Genomic DNA, 17645 nt, shown 5'->3' on the forward strand with positions numbered 1-17645 from the left:
GCGTCGGTCTGAGACGCCCCCGCGCGTGCGAGACGCCTCCGGAACCGGGGGCGTCTCGCGTGTTCCGGTGCGTCCCGGACAGACGCCGGCGTCTCGCGGTCCGACACCGCGTCTCGCCGCCGGAACGGGGCCGTGTCGCCGGAACGGGGCCGCGTCGCCGGACGTGCGCTGTGTCGGACGGGAGGCGCGGTGCCGGCCGGTCCCCGCGCCTCCCGTCCGGTGGATCGTGCGGAGGCGCCGTCAGGCGCCGGTGCTGGCGCGGGGGACCAGGCGGGCCGGCAGGTCGACGGGCTCCACCGCGGTGCCGTCGATCGTCGCGAGCAGGCGCAGGGCGGCGGTGCGGCCGAGCTCGGCTCCCGGCAGGGCGACGCTCGTCAGGGCCGGCGCCGTGACCGACGACGAGGGCAGGTCGTCGAAGCCCGCGACCGCCAGGTCCTCGGGGACCCGGAGCCCCATCGCGCCCGCCACCCGGAGCACGCCGTACGCCAGGGTGTCCGCCGCCGCCACGACCGCGGTGACGCCGTCCTCGTGCCACGCCTCGACCACGTGCTCGGTCGCCAGCGCGGCGGCGTCCACCGTCAGGTCCGCGCGGGCACCGGTCTCCGAGACCGTGATCCCGGCGGCGGCGCAGGCCTCGTCGAACATCCGGTGGCGGATGCCGAACGTGGCGACCCGGGCGGTGCCGTCGAGGTACGCCACGTGGTCGTGTCCGCGGTCCCGCAGGTGGGCGACGAGCGCGTCGATGCCCGGAGCGAGGTCGTAGTCGACGGCGGTGGTGCCCTCGGCGGCGTCGGGGGCGTCGAGCAGCACGACGGGCACGCTCGCGTCCATCGACTCGCCGGCTGCCGGGGCGTCGACCAGGATCCCCGCCGGCCGCAGCCGCTCGAAGCGCCGGAGGTCGGCGGCGGTGGGCTGTGCGCCGCGCTCGGTGACCGAGAGCACGAGCTGGTACCGGTCGCCGAGCGTGTCGCGCACGCCGCGGATCACCTCGGCGAAGAACGGGTTCGACAGGTCGGGTGCGATGAGCACGACCAGGTCGCCGGTGCCGCGGGCGAGGGTGCTCGCCGCGTGGTCGACGACGTACCCGAGGGCATCCACCGCGTCGCGCACCCGCTCCGCGATCGGCGGGGACACCCGCCCGCGCTCCTTGCCGTTGACGACCAGGGAGACCGTCGCGATGCTCGTCCCCGCGCGTTCGGCCACCATCGCCGCGGTCACGCGACGGCCGTGAGCGGCGGGGGAGGGCACCCGACGAGCCTACCGACCGACGAGGGCAGGCGGTCGGACGAGGATCGCTCGGAGTTGACGTCAAGCGTTTGACGTGTTCGAATGTCAAACGCTTGACGCGCCGCGCTGGAGTTGGTTCCTCCACAGTGCGGACCCCACCGCGTCGAGCACACACCTCCGTCCGGCGCTGCCGGACACGACGGGCTGCGAGCGGCCCGCCGACGCCGATCCCCGACGAAGTGGAGCGCCCAAGGTGCCCGATGCAACGACGCAGAAGATCATCCTCGACTGCGACCCCGGCCACGACGACGCCGTCGCCATCCTGCTGGCACACGGCAACCCGACGATCGAGCTCCTCGCCGTCACCACCGTCGTCGGCAACCAGACCCTGCCGAAGGTCACCCGCAACGCCCTCGCCGTGGCGCGCATCGCCGGCATCACGGGCGTGCCGTTCGCTGCGGGCGCCGACCGGCCGCTGCTGCGCGAGATCGAGGTCGCCCCGGAGATCCACGGCGAGAGCGGCCTGGACGGGCCGATGCTCCCCGAGCCGTCGTTCGGCCTGGACGAGCGGCACGCGGTCGACCTCATCATCGACACCGTGATGGCGCACGAGCCCGGCACCGTGACGATCGTCCCGACCGCCGGCCTGACGAACATCGCCCTCGCCGTCCGCAAGGAACCGCGCATCGTCGAGCGCGTCAAGCAGGTCGTCCTGATGGGCGGCGGCGTGCACGTCGGCAACTGGAGCCCGGTCGCCGAGTTCAACATCGTCATCGACCCCGAGGCAGCGGACATCGTGTTCCGCGCCGGGTGGGACGTCGTCATGGTCGGGCTCGACCTGACCCACCAGGCACTCGCCACCCCCGAGGTGGCCGCGCGCATCGCCGCCGTCGGCACCGGGCCCGCAGCGTTCGTCGGCGAGCTGCTCGAGTTCTTCGGCAAGGCCTACGAGGACGCCCAGGGGTTCGACGCCCCGCCCGTGCACGACCCCTGCGCCGTCGCGTACGTCATCGACCCGACGATCGTCCGCGCGGTGCGGATGCCGATCGCGATCGAGACGACGGGCACCCACACGCTCGGCATGACCGTCGCCGACCTCCGCGGTCCCGCGCCCGAGGACTGCCGCACGTCCGCGGCGATGGAGCTCGACCACGGGCGCTTCTGGGACCTGGTCGTCGACGCCCTCGAGCGGATCGGCGAGACGCCCGACACCGGGTGGTCCCCGCGCGCCGCAGCCCGGGCCGTCGAGTCCGCCGACACCACCGTCACCCCGGAGGCCTGAGCACCGTGACCACCACCTCGACGACGAAGTCGATCGGCGCCCTCACCGCCGCCCTGCTCGCCGCGTGCGTCGCGTTCCAGCTCAACGCGAGCATGCTCAGCCCGGCGCTCGCGACGATGGCGGACGAACTCCGCACCGACGACGCGACCATCGGGCTCTCGCAGACGCTGTTCTTCACGATCGCCGCCCTGTTCTCACTGTTCCTGCCCCGGCTGTCCGACATCGTCGGCCGCAAGCGGGTCCTGCTCGGCATGCTCCTCGTGATGCTCGTCGGCAGCGTGGTCGCCGCCCTCGCCGTGAACGTGCCGATGCTCTTCGCCGGCCGCATGATCCAGGGCGTCACCGGGCCGGTCGTCCCGATCGGCCTGCTCATCCTGCGCAACGAGATCGCCGACCCCAAGCGCTACGGCGCAGCCCTCGGCCTGCTCACCGCCGTGAACGGTGGCATCGCCGGTGTCGACGCGCTGGCCGGCGGCTGGATCGCCACCCCCTTCGGCTTCCGCGGCATCTTCTGGGTGATCGCGGTCGTCACGGTCCTCGCCGCGCTCATGGTGGCGGTGTGGGGCGTCGAGTCGAAGCCGTCCGCCGGCACCCGGATGGACTGGTGGGGCGTGCTCCCGCTCGTCGTCAGCGTCGGCGCACTGCTCACGGCCTTCAACGAGGCCGGCAAGCTCGCCCAGGCCGACCGGGCGCTCGTCGTCGGCGGGATCGTCGTCGCCCTGGTCGCGTTCGCGGTCTTCTGGGCGGTCGAGTCGCGGGTCCGCGAGCCGCTCGTCGAGACCCGGTACCTGCGGCGTCGCGGGACCTGGGCGCTCCTCGTGACGACGCTGCTCACCATGACGGGGGTCTTCGCCGTCGTGAACGGGCTGGTCACGAGCCTGGCCCAGAACGACGAGGTCGGCTTCGGCATGGAGGCGGACGTCGCATCGCTCGCGTTCCTCGTGCCGTACGCGCTGGTGGGCTGGGTCGTCGGACCCTTCTCCGGCCGCCTCGCACCGACGCTCGGCTACCGCGCCGTGCTCCGCGTCGGCCTCGTCGGCAGCATCGTCGCGACGCTCGTCATGGCGTTCGTCGGCGTCCACTCGCTGCCCGTGCTCGTCGCCGCCACCGTGCTCATCGGCATCACCTACGCGGGCATCGCGAACATCGTGCTGAACGGGCTCGGCATCGTGCTCTCGCCGGACTCGAACCCCGGCTTCCTGCCGGGCCTCAACGCGGGCGCGTTCAACCTCGGTGCGGGCATCAGCTTCGCGGTCCTCCCGGCGCTGCAGATCGCACTCGGCACCGGCGGGTCAGCGGGCACCGCCGGCTACTCCGGTGGCATGCTCCTCGGTGCCGCGATCACCTGCGCGGCACTCGCCACGTCCTTCCTCATCCCGCGCCCGGCCTCGGCCGAGACAGGAGCCACCGCATGAGCGGCATCGTCGTCGTGGGCAGCCTCAACGCGGACCTGGTGGTCCGCACCGAGCGCTTCCCGAAGCCCGGGGAGACCCTGCAGGGGTCCGACCTCGCGATCCTGCCCGGTGGCAAGTCCGCCAACCAGGCGGTGGCAGCCGGGAGGCTCGGGGGCACCGTCCGCATGATCGGTGCGGTCGGCGACGACGGGAACGGCACACTGCTGCGCGAGTCCGTCGCATCGGCCGGCGTGGACACCACGCACGTGGCGGTCCGGCAGGGCGTCGCCACCGGGACGGCCGTCATCACGGTCGACGCCGCGGGGGAGAACACCATCGTGATCTCGGGCGGCGCGAACGCCACGCTGACCCCGGACGACGTACCCGCCGACGCCCTCGACGGCGCCGGGGTGCTCGGTCTCTGCCTCGAGGTCTCGATCGACGTCGTGCTCGCCGCCGCGCGGGCCGGTCGTGCCGCCGGAGCGACGGTGCTCACGAACCTGTCGCCGTTCGGCGCCGTGCCGCAGGAGCTCCTCGACCTGACCGACGTGCTGCTGGTCAACGAGCACGAGGCCGCCGAGCTCGGGGACCACGGCGTCGCACGCTCGATCGTGACCCGGGGCGGCGCGGGCTGCACGGTGCACGACGGGGATGCCGCGCCAATCGACGTCGACGCCGTCCGGGTCGAGCCCGTCGACACCACGGGCTGCGGCGACGCGTTCATGGGGGCGGTGGCGCTCCGACTCGACGCCGGGGACACCCTGCTCGAGGCCGCGCGCTTCGCCGTCGGCGTCGGCGCGTACGCCGCGACGAAGCCGGGCGCGCAGGCCTCCTACCCGACCACGTCGGACATGGAGTCGTTCCTGCGGCCGTAGCCCGGGCCTCCCGTCCGCCCGTCCCGTCCCGACCGTTCCGCGAAACGCAACCCTGGCGGCTGCTCGCAGCGCTGTACCGTTGCGAGGTGTCGCCGGGGTTGCGTCCTGCGGGGGACATCGGCCGCTAGCGTTGGTGCATGCGCGTCGGAGTCCTCGACATCGGGTCCAACACCGGCCACCTGCTCGTGGTGGACGCCCACGGCGGAGCCGCGCCCCTGCCGGCGTCGTCGTTCAAGCAGGCCCTCCGGCTCGCCGAGCACCTCGACGAGTCGGGCGCGGTGACCGCGGTCGGGGTCGACGCGCTGACGACCTTCGTCGCCGACGCCGTCCGCGTCGCCGAGGAGCGCGGCTGCGAGGACATGCTCGGCTTCGCGACCTCGGCCGTCCGCGACGCCGTGAACTCCGACGAGGTGCTCGCGCACGTCGAGCGGGAGACCGGTGTCGAGCTCGCGGTGCTGTCCGGCGAGGACGAGGCGCGGCTGACCTTCCTGGCCGTCCGACGCTGGTTCGGGTGGTCCGCCGGACGCCTCGCGGTGTTCGACATCGGCGGTGGCTCCCTGGAGATCGCCGGTGGTGCCGACGAGGCCCCCGACGTCGCGTGGTCGATGCCGATCGGAGCAGCCCGACTCGCGCGCCGGTACTTCGCCGCGGGCACGCCCTCGGAGGACGACGTCCGCCGCATCCGCCACGAGATCCGCGTCGCGATCGCCCGCGACGCCGGACTGCTGCTGCGCGCCGGGCGGCCCGACCGGGCGGTGGCGACCTCGAAGACCTTCCGGTCGATCGCCCGGATCTGCGGCGCCGCGCCCTCGGCCGCGGGACCGCTCGTGCCGCGGTCCCTCGACGGTACGGTGCTCCGCGAGCGGCTGCCGTCACTCCTGACGATGTCGCTCGACCAGCTGGCCGAGCTGCCGGGCGTCTCGCCGAGCCGGGCGCACCAGGTCGTCCCGGGAGCGCTCGTCGCCGAGGCCTGCCTGGACATCTTCGACCTGCCGGCGCTCGAGATCTGCCCGTGGGCGCTGCGCGAGGGCGTGATCCTCGAGCGGCTCGACCAGCTCTCCGTGCTCGGATGAGACCCGGCCCAGCCAGGTGGTCGGGCTCGGACGGGGCCTAGCGCTGCCGGGCGGGTCGCGGGGGAGCGAGCAGCCACGGGCGGATCAGTCCCGTGACGACGGGCAGCACCCAGAACGTCATGATCGGCGTGAGCACGAGCGTCGTGACGAGCACGCGGGGCAGCACGGCCAGGTGCCCGAACGCCGGGACGAGCCAGCCGACCAGGTAGGTGAAGGCGAGGTTGACCGGGAAGAACCCGAGCCAGATGCTCACGGCCTGCTTCCACCGGGGCGGGGCGCTCGACGCGGGGGCGTCCTGCGGCGCGTCGAACCAGCCCTCGATGCCGGTGCGCTTCTCCACCCGGGACTCCACAACGAGGTCACGCCCCTGGTCGAGCCAGCGGAGCCGGTCGTCGGAGTTCTCCCACGTGGCGAGCTGCTCGTGGTCGGCGAACCGGTAGAGCATGTGCCACTCCCGACTGGTGGCGTGCGACCGGACCCACCCGGAGCCGAGGAAGCCCGGGTAGCGGTTCGCGAGGTTGACGCCGGACTGCACCCACGCGGTGGCGTCGGGGATGCGGTCGGGTTCGACCAGGCGGGTGATGGACACGGTGACGGGCGGGCCTGCGGTCACGGATGACGACTGCAGGCTCCCTGGCTCTTGTGGAGTCATGCGGACAGTCTCGCGGAGTCGTGTTTCCGGCTCGTGACGGCACCGTGGGTCCGGCGCAGTAGGTTCGGCGCATGAGCGACGTCAGCGGTGCAGCACAGGACACCGAACGCGGGCGGCACGAGACCCCGATCGAGCGCTGGGACCGGAACTGGTCGGACATCCAGCAGGAGCTCCGGATCGTGCAGACCGGGACGCAGATCCTGGCCGGGTTCCTGCTGACGTTGCCGTTCCAGCAGCGGTTCACGATGCTCAGCACCAGCGAGGAGGTCGTCTACCTCGTGCTCGTCGCGCTCGCCGTGGTGATCACGGTCGTCGCGCTGTCCGCTGTCTCCGCGCACCGTCTGGTGTTCCGGCAGCGCCAGAAGCACGATCTGGTGCGTGCCGGCAACGCGCTGCTCATCGCGGCGCTCGCGGCGAGCGCGCTGCTCTTCTCGGGCACCGTGCTGTTCGTGTTCGACGTCGTGATCGGGGACGTCGGCGGGATCATCGGCGGGGTGGTCGTGTTCCTCGGCACGGCTGCGCTCTGGGTCTCGATCCCGCTCGCGCTCCGCCGGACCCGACGCGACGGCTAGCTGGCCTGCTTCCTCGCGGGGGCCTTCTTCGCGGGGGCCTTCTTCGTGGAGGTCTCCTTCGCGGGGGCCTTCTTCGTGGAGGTCTCCTTTGCGGAGGCCTTCTTCGCGGGGGTCTTCTTCGCCGGTGCCTTCCCGGCCGGTGCCTTCTCCGTGGGGGCCTTCTCCGCCTGCGCGTCCCGGTCCGCACCAGCGGAACCGGACGACGACCGTGCGCCGGACGACGAGCGCGACCCAGAGCCTCCGGACCGTGATGATGACCGTGACGAGGACCGCGACGACCCCGACGGGCCGGACCGCTTCTTGTCCACCGAGGCCCGCAGGGCCGCCATCAGGTCGATGACGTCCCCGCCGTCGCCGTCCTCCTCGTCCTCGGAGCGCTCGCCGAACGTCTCCGCGGTGTCGACGTCGTCGCCGGCCTCGAGCTTCGCGTCGATGAGCTGCTGCAGTTCCTCCTGGTAGGAGTCCGTGTAGCGGTCCGGGTCGAAGTCGGCGGACATGCTCTCGACGAGCGAGGACGACATCTTCAGCTCGTTCGCGCTGACCTTCACCGACGCGTCGAGGGCCGCGAAGTCAGCAGCCCGGACCTCGTCGCCCCAGAGCAGCCCCTGCAGCAGGATGACGTCCTCGTTCACCCGCAGCACGCCGAGCCGGGTCTTCTGCCGCAGGGTGAACTGCACGATCGCGAGCCGGTCGGTCTTCGACAGCGTCTCGCGGAGCAGCACGTAGGCCTTCGGCGAGCGGGAGTCCGGCTCGAGGTAGTACGACTTCTCGAACATCATCGGGTCGACCTGGTCGACGGGCACGAACTCGAGCACCTCGATCTCGTGCGACTGCTCCTCGGGGAGCTGCTTGAAGTCGTCGGACGTCAGCACGACGGTCTTGTCGCCGTCGTCGTATGCGCGCTGGATGTCTGCGTACTCGACCTCGTGGCCGAACTCGCACACGCGCTTGTACCGGATGCGGCCCTTGTCCTCGTCGTGCACCTGGTGCAGGGAGACGTCGTGGGTCTCGGTCGCCGCGTACACCTTGATGGGCACGTTGACGAGCCCGAACGCGATGGAGCCCTTCCAGATCGACCTCATGGGCACATGATGCCCGCGAGTGCGGCGACGGGCCCTCAGTTCCGGGCGGATCGCCAGCCGCGCATGACACCGGAGGGCGTATCGTGCCGCACGTGACGGGGGACCACGAGACGACGACGGCCAGCGAGGCGGCGGCGACGGCGACGACGGACGACGATCGGATCGGCGCGTCGGGGTGGTGGCAGCTCGTCGCCCTGACGGTCGGCGGGGCGGTCGCACCGGCGGTGTTCTTCGCGCTGCAACCGCGACCGGTCCCCTGGGTCGCGGTCGTCGTGCTCGGCCTCGCGCTGGCGGTCGTGCTCCCCGCGCTGCAGGTCTGGTCCTGGGCGCGACGGGGCGGTCGTGCCGCCGTCGTCGCGACGCGACGGTGGGTGGACGACGGACGCGTCCCCGCCGAGGTCCCGGACGCGGTCTGGCGTCCGCGGGTGCAACGGTGGCTGGCGGACGCCCGGCAGCGACGCACCAGCGGGTGCGTGTTCGTCGGGCTGGCCGCGCTGTGGGCGATCCTCGCGGCGTCGGGGACCGCAGGCGACTGGGGTGTCGCGGTCGTCTGGGCCGTACTCGGGGTCGGCACCCTCGTGCAGGGACGCGGCGACCGGGTCGGCGCGGAGCAGCTGCTCGCCGCCCCGGTGCGGACGACGGCCTGACGGCCGCCGGTCCCTGCACAGCTCCTGTGTCAGGACGACCCGTCCACGGAACAGCCCGGTCCTGAACCGTCGTGCCGCCACGGCGAGCACCATGGGCCCATGAGCCAGCTCGACAAGCAGGACCCGCGTTCGCAGTACGCCCGGCCGCCGTTCCCGCCGCAGACCCAGCAGGGGTCCGGGCTGGCCAGCGCGATGGACCCGGCGCCCGACCACGGCGAGACGACCTACCTCGGGACGGGGCGGATGCCCGGGTACCGGGTGCTCGTGACCGGGGCGGACTCCGGCATCGGGCGAGCTGCCGCGATCGCGATGGCGAAGGAAGGGGCCGACGTCGCGTTGAACGCCCTGCCCGAGGAACGCGAGGACCTGGAACAGGTGCGCGACGTCGTCGGCGACCTCGGGCGCAGGGCCGTGCTGCTGCCGGGCGACCTGACCGACGAGGCGTTCTGCGACACCCTCGTGCGCGACGCCGTCAGCGAGCTCGGCGGCCTCGACGCGCTCGTGCTCGTCGCCGGACACCAGCAGGTGCACGAGGACGTGACCGAGCAGTCGACCGAGGACTTCGACCGCACCATCAAGGTCAACCTCTACTCGATGTTCTGGCTGGTGCGAGCGGCCGTCCCGCACATGGCGCCCGGCAGCGCGATCGTCACCACGAGCTCCGTCTCGGCGTACCAACCGCAGGACCGGATGATCGACTACGCCGCCACGAAGTCCGCCATCATCACCTACACGAACGGTCTCGCCCGCCAGCTCGCGGCGAAGGGCATCCGGGCGAACTGCGTCGTGCCGGGGCCGGTGTGGACGCCGCTGCAGCCGATCAGCTACCCCGGTGACGAGATCGCCGCCTACGGTCAGGACACCCCCTTCGGCCGTCCGGCGCAGCCCGTCGAGCTCGGCAGCGCCTACGTCCACCTCGCCGGCCCGGAGTCCTCGTACACGTCCGGCAGCACCCTGACCGTGGCGGGAGCGACCGGGGTCGCGCTGTGAGCCCCGTCGCCCGGAAGACCACCGTCACGGTCGGCGACCGTCGGATCGCCCTGACGAACACCGACAAGGTGCTCTACCCGGCGACCGGGACGACCAAGGGCCAGGTCATCGCCTACTACGAGCGGGTGGCGCCGTGGATGATCCCGCACGTCAAGGACCGCCCCGTGACGCGGAAGCGCTGGGCGAACGGCGTGGACGGCGGGGTCTTCTTCGAGAAGAACCTGCCCGACTCGGCGCCCGACTGGGTCCGTCGCCACACGATCGCGCACAAGGAGCACGACACCGAGTACCCGATCGTCGACGACCTGCCGACGCTCGTCTGGACGGCGCAGCAGGCGGCGCTCGAACTGCACGTCCCGCAGTGGCGGTTCGGTCCCCGCGGCGCGCAGCAACGTCCGGACCGGCTCGTGCTCGACCTCGACCCCGGCGAGGGTGTCGGGCTGCCGGAGTGCGTCGAGGTGGCGCTCGCCGCACGCGAGATCCTGCACGGCATGGGGCTCGACCCGTACCCGGTGACGAGCGGCTCGAAGGGCATCCATCTGTACGCGGCGCTCGACGGGCGTGCCACGACCGCACAGGTGTCCGACGTCGCGCACGAGCTCGCCCGGGCGTTGGAGCAGGACCTGCCCGACCTGGTGCTGTCCTCGATGAGCCGCGCCGAGCGACGGGGCAAGGTCTTCGTCGACTGGTCGCAGAACAACGGCAACAAGACGACGATCGCGCCGTACTCCCTGCGCGGCCGTGACCGGCCGACCGTCGCCGCGCCGCGGACCTGGCGGGAGCTCGAGGAGCGCGGGTTCGCCCAGCTGGAGTTCGAGGAGGTCCTCGACCGCCTGGAGGCCCACGGCGACCTCCTGCACCCGGTCGCCTCCGCCTCGCTGGCGGTGGGCAGGACCGACCACGGCCACTGGGACGGCGACCGGACCCAGCGTGCGAACGAGGCAGAGCAACCGGCTCGCGACCGCCTCGCGGCCTACCGCGCGAAGCGCGATGCGTCGCGGACGCCGGAGCCGGTGCCCGAGGGCGCACCGACCGTGCGGAAGGACGGCACGCCGACGTTCGTCATCCAGGAGCACCACGCGACCCGGGACCACTACGACTTCCGGCTCGAGCACGAGGGTGTGCTCGTGAGCTGGGCGCTGCCGAAGGGCGAGCCGACCGACCCCGGGAAGAACCACCTGGCGGTGCAGACCGAGGACCACCCGCTCGAGTACGGCTCGTTCGAGGGGACGATCCCGCAGGCCGAGTACGGCGGGGGGACCGTCACGATCTGGGACGACGGCACCTACGAGCTCGAGAAGTGGCGCGACGGCGAAGAGGTGATCGTCACGCTGCACGGCCGCACGAACGGCGTCCGTCGGCTGGCGCTCCTGCACACCCGAGGGCGGGGCCGCGGGAAGGACGGCGACGAGCAGAACTGGCTCATCCACCGCACGAAGGACCAACCGGACCGTCTCGCCGACGGGGGTGGCGAGGCGGATGCGGCTCGAGCCTCCCGGACACCGACACCGACGCCGAGCACTGCGGAACGGCAGCGGATCGGCCGTGCCGCGCCCGCGACGACGCCGCCCGCCGAGCGTCGGGCCATGCTCGCGAGCCCCGTGCAGGGGGAGCCGCGTCTCGACCCGGCGGCCTGGGCCTTCGAGATGAAGTGGGACGGCGTCCGTGCCCTGGCGACCGTGCGCGACGGACGGGTCACCCTGCGCAGCCGCAACGACAACGACCTGACCGCGCAGTACCCGGAGCTGCAGGAGCTGGGCGAGCGGGCCGGGGTCGACGGGGTCTTCGACGGCGAGGTCGTGGCGCTGGACGAGCGCGGGCGTCCGTCGTTCGGTCTGCTGCAGGACCGCATGGGACTGACCGGGGCTCGTGACGTCGAGGCTGCTCGGCGCCGGACACCCGTGCGCCTGCTGCTCTTCGACGTGCTCGAGGCCGACGGACACGACCTGACCCGGCTCGGCTACGACGCCCGGCGCGAGGCGCTCCTGACCGTCGTCGAACCGGGCGGTGTGATCGAGGTGCCCCAGGCGGTCGACGGTGACCTGGACCACGCCGTGGCGGCGTCGCGTGAGCGGGGGCTCGAGGGCGTCGTCGCGAAGAAACGGTCGTCGCGGTACGCCGAGGGCCGCCGCTCCGAGGCCTGGGTGAAGATCAAGCACCACGCCACGCAGGAGGTCGTCGTCGGTGGGTGGCGACCCGGCAGGGGGCGCCGGGCCGGTGGCGTCGGATCGCTGCTGTTGGGCGTACCCGGCCCGGACGGACTCGAGTACGTCGGCAGGGTCGGGACGGGGTTCAGCGACCGCGACCTGGACGAGATCGGGGAGGCCCTCGGGAAGACGGAGCGGAAGACCTCGCCGTTCGTCGAGGTCCCTCGCCCGGATGCCCGCGACGCCCACTGGGTCACACCTCGTCGGGTCGGTGAGGTCGAGTTCGCCGAGTGGACGGCGGACGGTCGGCTCCGACAGCCGTCGTGGCGCGGGTGGCGGCCGGACAAGGGGCCCGAGGACGTCGTCCGCGAGTCCTGACCGGTCGGCCTCGGCGATCGCGGGCGAAGGCGGTCCGTGCGCCGGATCAGGGGACGCACGGACCGCCGCCGGTGCACCGCGGTCGGCGATCAGGGGTGGCCGACCACGGCGCGTCCGCGGCCCGGGATCACCAGAACCCGGGCGTCCGGAACCCCCACGGTTCCGGGGCCCACTGGTGTGACGGGTCGACTCCGGGGTTCGTCACGCCGTTCGTCGGATTTCTTCCTGCAGAGCCGCTGCGGACACGAGGAGACCGTCCGGGAGCTCGGCTCCCGGACGGTCTCCTGTGGTCCTCGGCGGGCCCGTTCAGGCGGCCGGCGCGGGACCGTCGGCGGGCTTCGCGGTGTCCGCGGCGGGCAGGTCCTCGTCGATCAGGTCCTCCTGCTCGGGCAGGTCGACCTCGGCGGCTGCCGCCTTGGCCTCGTCGATGGACTCCTGCGAGCGCCGGAGGAGGTCGTCGTCTGCTGCGTGATCCGTCATGCGCAAGACGCTACGCGGGTGCGCCTGTACCCGCGTCGGTCCGGGGTGCCGGTCGATCGAGCGGAGGTGCGGCGGCGTCGAAGTCGACGGCGGAGGTCGGGGCAGGCGTGGTCGGCATCGCCGGGGCAGCGGGCTCGTCCGCGGCGTCCGCGGCGTCGAGCACGGCCCGGGTCGCGGCCACTGCGGTCCGGAGCGCGTCGGCCAGGGGCATCGCCCGGTGCGCGGCCGTCCGGACCTCGACACCCCAGGGCTCCTCGTGTCCGAGCCCCCGGAGCACGCGGACGAGCCCGGGCAGGTCCCATGCGCCCGATCCCGGCAGGTGTCGGGCACTGCGGGACTCCTCGGCGAGGGTGAGTCCGGACGGGGTGTGCAGCAGGCCGTCGCTGAGCTCCACCGCGGCGAGCACCTCCGGCGCGACGCCCTGGGCGATCGAGGCGAGTGTGGAGCCGCCGCGCAGCGTGTGCATGGCGTCCAGGAGCAGCCCGGCGTTCGGGTGGCCGGCCGCGGCGACGAAGCGCGATGCCCGCTCGACGGTGGGCAGGTTCGACCAGGGCTCCGGTTCGAGGACCAGGCGGGCACCGACCTTCTCGGCCTGCGCGGCGAGGTCGACGAAGTCCGCGGTCATCGCCGCTGGCGTGACCGGGTGGACACCGGTGTCGGCACGGACGACGACCTGCCAGGCGCCGAGGGTCGCTGCCGCTTCGAGCACGACCCCACGGTCGGCCTCGTCGTCCGTCGAGCGTCCGCCGTGGCTCCACCAGCGGTCGAGGGGGCCGAGCTGCACCCAGACGATCCCGGCTCGGTCGAGGGCACGTCGCAGTGCCGTGAACCCGGTCGTCGCCCGCACCTCGTGGAGGTCGTCGAGCGACAGTGACAGGCCGGAGAACCCGGCATCCCCGACGGCTCGGACCCGGTCGGCGATCGGCTCGTCGCCCGCCCAGGTCCAGGACGTCGCGAGCAGGTCGTGTTCCTGCACGGCGCACCTCCTCGGTCGGGACACGCACCCGTCCCCGGCGCGCTCGGCGTCGAGCACGCTCGCGGTGTCCCGTGGTCTGGCGCCGATGATCCCCCGGCGTCACCGACCGGTGTACGCCTCGGGCCTGCGGACGTTCCCAGCGGTGCGTGGTCGCGCACCGTCCGACCGCGCCCGGAGGTCAGACGATACGGGTCGTCACCGTTCCGACCTCGGCGACGAAGCCGGTGACGACCTGGCCGCGCTGCAGCGGCCCGACGCCGTCCGGGGTCCCGGTGAACAGCAGGTCACCCGGGGCGAGGGTCACCCACCGCGAGAGCTCGGCGATCGTCTCGGCCACCGACCAGACCTGGTCGGCCAGGTCGCCCGACTGTCGCAGTGCTTCGTCCACGCGGAGGCCGATCGCACCGGTGGTCGGGTCGACCCCGGCGGCCGGGACGAGCGTCCCGACCGGGGCCGAGGCGTCGAAGCCCTTCGCCAGGTCCCACGGCCGACCGAGCCGCTTGGCCTCGGCCTGCACGTCGCGACGCGTCAGGTCGATGCCCACGCCGTAGCCCCACACCAGGTCGAGGGCGTCCGTCACGGCGACGTCCGACCCGCCACGACCGAGCGCGACGACGAGTTCGACCTCGTGCTCGAGACGGTCCGTACCCGGCGGGTAGGGGGTGTCGGCGCCGTCTGTGACCAGGGCGCTGGCCGGCTTCGTGAAGAAGAACGGCGGCTCGCGGTCAGGGTCGTGGCCCATCTCCCGGGCGTGGGCTGCGTAGTTGCGACCGACGCAGTACACCCGACGGACGGGGAACCGACCGCCGGCCGTGGTCGGCAGCGTGGGCTGGTCCGGAGCGGAGATGACGAGGTCCTGCACGTGCCCAGCCTGGCACGTCGACTCCCGGCGAGCGAGGCGTCCTCGTGGAGATCGTGCCGCTCCCGCGCGCGTGCCCGCTCCTGGCGCTCCCGCGACTCCTGCCGGAGGTCCTCGAGCAACTCCAGCCGCCCCTCCGGCTCCACGAGGGGGCCGTAGTGCGGGTCCGCGAGCAGGATCTCGACAGCGCGCTCGACCCTGGCGAGCCGTCGCTTGACCAGGTCGTCGGGTTCGTCGGTGACACCGCGCTCACCCATCCGACGTCCGTGCCCCGAGCCTCACGGCACAGGACCGGCCACGCGACGGGCGTGACCGGTCCTGTGGACGGTTCGCAGCGCCTCCAGGCTGTGCAGGAGGAGCGTGCAGGAGACGCGGGACGTCAGTTGCCGGGTGCCGCGCCCTCCGTCTCGCCGGCGCCCGGGTCGCCCCCGGTCCCGCCGTCGGTCGGCTCGTCCTGCGGCCACCCTCGGAACTCCCAGCCCGACAGCGACGGGTGGTCCTCGCCCTTCGAGTAGGCGAAGGTCCGCGCGGCGTCCCGCGCCTCGGTGAGCTTCGCGAGCAGGTCAGCGTGCGCGTCGGCGTCGACCCGCGACAGTGCGTCGTGCGCCAGCGAGAAGCGGTCCATCTCGTTCAGCATGAGCATGTCGAACGGCGACGTGGTGGTGCCCTGCTCGAGGAAGCCGTGCACGTGCAGGTCGTCGTGGCCGTTCCGGCGGTACGTCAGCTGGTGCACGAGCGACGGGTAGCCGTGGAAGGCGAACACCGTCGGCGTGCCGGGCAAGAAGACCTCGTCGTAGCGCTCGTCGCTGACCGGGTGCTCGTGCTTCCGCGGGTCGCCGAGGGACAACAGGTCCACGACGTTCACGAAGCGGACCCCGACCTCGGGCGCGTGCTTCCGGATGATGTCCGCGGCGGCGACGGCCTCGACCGTCGGCACGTCACCGGCGCTCGCGAGGAGCACGTCGGCGCGTCCGACCGTCTGCTCGGTGCCGGCCCAGTCCCAGACGCCGAGCCCGGCAGCCGCGTGCGCGACGGCGTCCTCGAGGGACAGGAAGACCGGCTCGGGGTGCTTCCCGGCGACGATCACCTCGATGCGGTCCGTGGTCTCGAACGCGTGCGCTGCCACGGCGAGCAGGGTGTTCGCGTCCGCCGGGAGCTTGATGCGCACGAGGTCCTGCTGCTTCGAGGCGACGACGTCGAGGAAGCCCGGGTCCTGGTGCGAGAAGCCGTTGTGGTCCTGCCGCCACACGTGCGACGACAGCAGGATCGACAGGTTCGACACGGGCGCGCGCCAGTCGATGTCGGTCGACGACTCGAGCCACTTCGCGTACTGCCCGACCATCGAGTCGATGATGTGCGCGAACGCCTCGTAGGTGTTGAGCAGTCCGTGGCGGCCGGTGAGCACGTAGCCCTCGAGCATCCCCTCGAGCAGGTGCTCCGACAGGACCTCGATGACCCGGCCACGAGCGCCGAGGTGCTCGTCACCGGCCGCGCGACGGGCACGCCACACCCGGGAGGTCACGTCGAACACGGCGTCGAGCTTGTTCGACACCGTCTCGTCGGGACCGAACAGGCGGAAGGACGACCCGTTCCGCGAGGTCAGCTCAGCGAGCCACGGCCCGAGGGTCGCGGTCGAGCTGGCGTCCTCGCCGACGGGGACCGCGTACGGCTCGAGCGGCGGACGGTCGAGCGCGGTGCGGATGCGCCCGCCGTTGGCGTGCGGCGTGGCGCTCATGCGGAGGTCGCCCTGCGGCCGGATGGTCGTGAGGATCCCGGTCGGCTGGCCGTCGGCGTCGAACAGCTCGTCCGGGCGGTAGCTCCGCATCCACTCCTCGAGCTGCTCGCGGTGTCCGGCGTCCTCGCGCACGGCCGGCAGCGGGACCTGGTGGGCGCGGAAGGTGCCCTCGACGCGCTCGCCGTCGACCTCCTGCGGGCCGGTCCAGCCCTTCGGGGTACGGAGCACGATCATCGGCCAGCGCGGACGCAGGTCGGCTGCGCCTGCCGGCTGTCCGGCTGCGGCCCGTTCGGCCTGGGCCCGAGCGGCGGCCTGGATGTCGTCGATGCTCGCGAGCGCGCGGCGGAGGGCACCGTCGAACAGCGCGTGCACCGCGAACGGGTCGTGGTCCACGCGTGCGGAGTCGACGACGATCGGCTCGTACCCGAGGCCACGGAAGTACGCGGTGAGGTCCTCGTCGGGGATGCGCGCGAGGACGGTCGGGTTCGCGATCTTCCAGCCGTTGAGGTTGAGGATCGGCAGCACGGCTCCGTCGGACACCGGGTCGAGGAAGGTGTGCGCCTGCCAGGAGCCGGACAGGGGACCGGTCTCGGCCTCGCCGTCACCGACGACGCACGCCACGACGAGGTCCGGGTTGTCGAGCGCCGCGCCGTACGCGTGCGCGAGCGAGTAGCCGAGCTCGCCGCCCTCGTGGATGGATCCGGGCGTCTCCGGGGCGGCGTGGGACGGGATGCCGCCCGGGAACGAGAACTGCTTGAAGAACTTCCGGAGCCCCTCGGGGTCCGGCGTGATGTCCGGGTACAGCTCGCCCCAGGTCCCCTCGAGCCAGGCGTTCGCGTTCATCGCGGGGCCACCGTGCCCGGGCCCGCACACGTAGAGGAGGTCGCGGTCGGTCTCGGCGATGAGCGCGTTGCAGTGCGCGTAGACGAGGTTCAGCGCGGGGGAGGTGCCCCAGTGCCCGAGCAGGCGCGGCTTCACGTCGTCCGGGTCGATGGGACGGGTGAGCAGCGGGTTGTCGAGGAGGTAGATCTGCCCGACGGTGAGGTAGTTCGCGGCGCGCCACCAGGCGTCGATCGCCCGGATCCGGTCGGTGCTCGGGATGTGTACGGGGGCCATGTCTCCACGCTACGGAGCAGGGGGCCGGAGTTCCCCAGGAACTTCGTCCAATCCGATCGGGCGAGGGCCCCGAATCCCTTGCATCAGCCGGGAAACACCCGGAGCGCTCACCAGCCGCAAGTAGCTGGTTCTCCACCCCTCTTCGGGGTGTGTTCGGCGC

Annotated in this window: 15 protein-coding genes; 8 read left to right on the forward strand and 7 right to left on the reverse strand. The window is 72.7% G+C overall.

Going from position 1 to position 17645, the window contains the following annotated elements; genetic code table 11:
• Positions 1–240 precede the first annotated feature (240 nt).
• Positions 241–1248 carry a LacI family DNA-binding transcriptional regulator gene (locus Q9R28_RS07390; protein WP_307810405.1) on the reverse strand — a complete coding sequence of 336 codons (1008 nt, stop codon included), beginning with the start codon at positions 1246–1248 and terminating at the stop codon, positions 241–243.
• A gap of 232 nt (positions 1249–1480) precedes the next feature.
• Here Q9R28_RS07390 and Q9R28_RS07395 point away from each other — a divergent pair, with 232 nt between their 5' ends.
• From Q9R28_RS07395 to Q9R28_RS07410, 4 genes are all read left to right on the forward strand, one after another.
• Positions 1481–2509: a nucleoside hydrolase gene (locus tag Q9R28_RS07395; RefSeq protein ID WP_066651673.1), complete on the forward strand. Its 1029-nt coding sequence runs from the start codon at positions 1481–1483 to the stop codon at positions 2507–2509.
• Positions 2506–3924 carry an MFS transporter gene (locus Q9R28_RS07400; RefSeq protein WP_311205845.1) on the forward strand — a complete coding sequence of 473 codons (1419 nt, stop codon included), beginning with the start codon at positions 2506–2508 and terminating at the stop codon, positions 3922–3924. The genes Q9R28_RS07395 and Q9R28_RS07400 overlap by 4 nt, the downstream gene beginning before the upstream one ends.
• On the forward strand, positions 3921–4778 hold the full coding sequence (locus tag Q9R28_RS07405; protein ID WP_311205785.1) for a ribokinase: 858 nt from the start codon (positions 3921–3923) through the stop codon (positions 4776–4778). The genes Q9R28_RS07400 and Q9R28_RS07405 overlap by 4 nt, the downstream gene beginning before the upstream one ends.
• 137 nt (positions 4779–4915) lie before the next feature.
• Positions 4916–5851, forward strand: a complete 936-nt coding sequence (locus Q9R28_RS07410) for a Ppx/GppA phosphatase family protein (RefSeq protein WP_066651676.1) — start codon at positions 4916–4918, stop codon at positions 5849–5851.
• Positions 5852–5888: 37 nt separating this feature from the next.
• Here the strand turns inward: Q9R28_RS07410 and Q9R28_RS07415 are convergent, their stop codons facing one another.
• The gene (locus tag Q9R28_RS07415) at positions 5889–6503 is read right to left on the reverse strand and encodes an antibiotic biosynthesis monooxygenase (protein ID WP_066651677.1); all 615 of its coding nucleotides are present in this window, start codon (positions 6501–6503) and stop codon (positions 5889–5891) included.
• Between the two features lie 71 nt (positions 6504–6574).
• Between Q9R28_RS07415 and Q9R28_RS07420 the strand changes: the two genes are divergently transcribed.
• On the forward strand, positions 6575–7075 hold the full coding sequence (locus Q9R28_RS07420) for a DUF6328 family protein (protein WP_311205786.1): 501 nt from the start codon (positions 6575–6577) through the stop codon (positions 7073–7075).
• On the opposite strand, the gene Q9R28_RS07425 is transcribed toward Q9R28_RS07420, so the two are convergent.
• On the reverse strand, positions 7072–8157 hold the full coding sequence (locus tag Q9R28_RS07425; protein WP_311205787.1) for a Ku protein: 1086 nt from the start codon (positions 8155–8157) through the stop codon (positions 7072–7074). The genes Q9R28_RS07420 and Q9R28_RS07425 overlap by 4 nt on opposite strands.
• Before the next feature lie 92 nt (positions 8158–8249).
• On the opposite strand from Q9R28_RS07425, the gene Q9R28_RS07430 reads away from it, so the two are divergent.
• The 3 genes from Q9R28_RS07430 to Q9R28_RS07440 all read left to right on the forward strand — a co-directional run bounded on the left by Q9R28_RS07430 (position 8250) and on the right by Q9R28_RS07440 (position 12319).
• Positions 8250–8804 (forward strand): hypothetical protein, encoded by a 555-nt coding sequence (locus Q9R28_RS07430; RefSeq protein ID WP_311205788.1) that lies wholly within the window; start codon positions 8250–8252, stop codon positions 8802–8804.
• A 99-nt stretch (positions 8805–8903) separates the two neighbouring features.
• Positions 8904–9794 (forward strand): SDR family oxidoreductase, encoded by an 891-nt coding sequence (locus Q9R28_RS07435; protein ID WP_066651689.1) that lies wholly within the window; start codon positions 8904–8906, stop codon positions 9792–9794.
• On the forward strand, positions 9791–12319 hold the full coding sequence (locus tag Q9R28_RS07440) for an ATP-dependent DNA ligase (RefSeq protein WP_311205789.1): 2529 nt from the start codon (positions 9791–9793) through the stop codon (positions 12317–12319). The genes Q9R28_RS07435 and Q9R28_RS07440 overlap by 4 nt, the downstream gene beginning before the upstream one ends.
• Before the next feature lie 306 nt (positions 12320–12625).
• Here Q9R28_RS07440 and Q9R28_RS07445 read toward each other — a convergent pair whose 3' ends face one another.
• The 4 genes from Q9R28_RS07445 to Q9R28_RS07460 form a co-directional block, all read right to left on the reverse strand.
• Positions 12626–12799 (reverse strand): hypothetical protein, encoded by a 174-nt coding sequence (locus tag Q9R28_RS07445; protein ID WP_158407720.1) that lies wholly within the window; start codon positions 12797–12799, stop codon positions 12626–12628.
• A gap of 10 nt (positions 12800–12809) precedes the next feature.
• Positions 12810–13775 carry a sugar phosphate isomerase/epimerase family protein gene (locus Q9R28_RS07450; RefSeq protein ID WP_311205790.1) on the reverse strand — a complete coding sequence of 322 codons (966 nt, stop codon included), beginning with the start codon at positions 13773–13775 and terminating at the stop codon, positions 12810–12812.
• A gap of 178 nt (positions 13776–13953) precedes the next feature.
• Positions 13954–14637, reverse strand: coding sequence for a fumarylacetoacetate hydrolase family protein (locus Q9R28_RS07455; protein ID WP_311205791.1), 684 nt, complete (start codon positions 14635–14637; stop codon positions 13954–13956).
• Between the two features lie 376 nt (positions 14638–15013).
• Positions 15014–17485, reverse strand: coding sequence for a phosphoketolase (locus tag Q9R28_RS07460; RefSeq protein ID WP_209684292.1), 2472 nt, complete (start codon positions 17483–17485; stop codon positions 15014–15016).
• Between the last annotated feature and the right edge of the window lie 160 nt (positions 17486–17645).

It is taken from the genome of Curtobacterium sp. BRD11 (assembly GCF_031844345.1).
In the GTDB taxonomy this organism is placed as follows: domain Bacteria; phylum Actinomycetota; class Actinomycetes; order Actinomycetales; family Microbacteriaceae; genus Curtobacterium.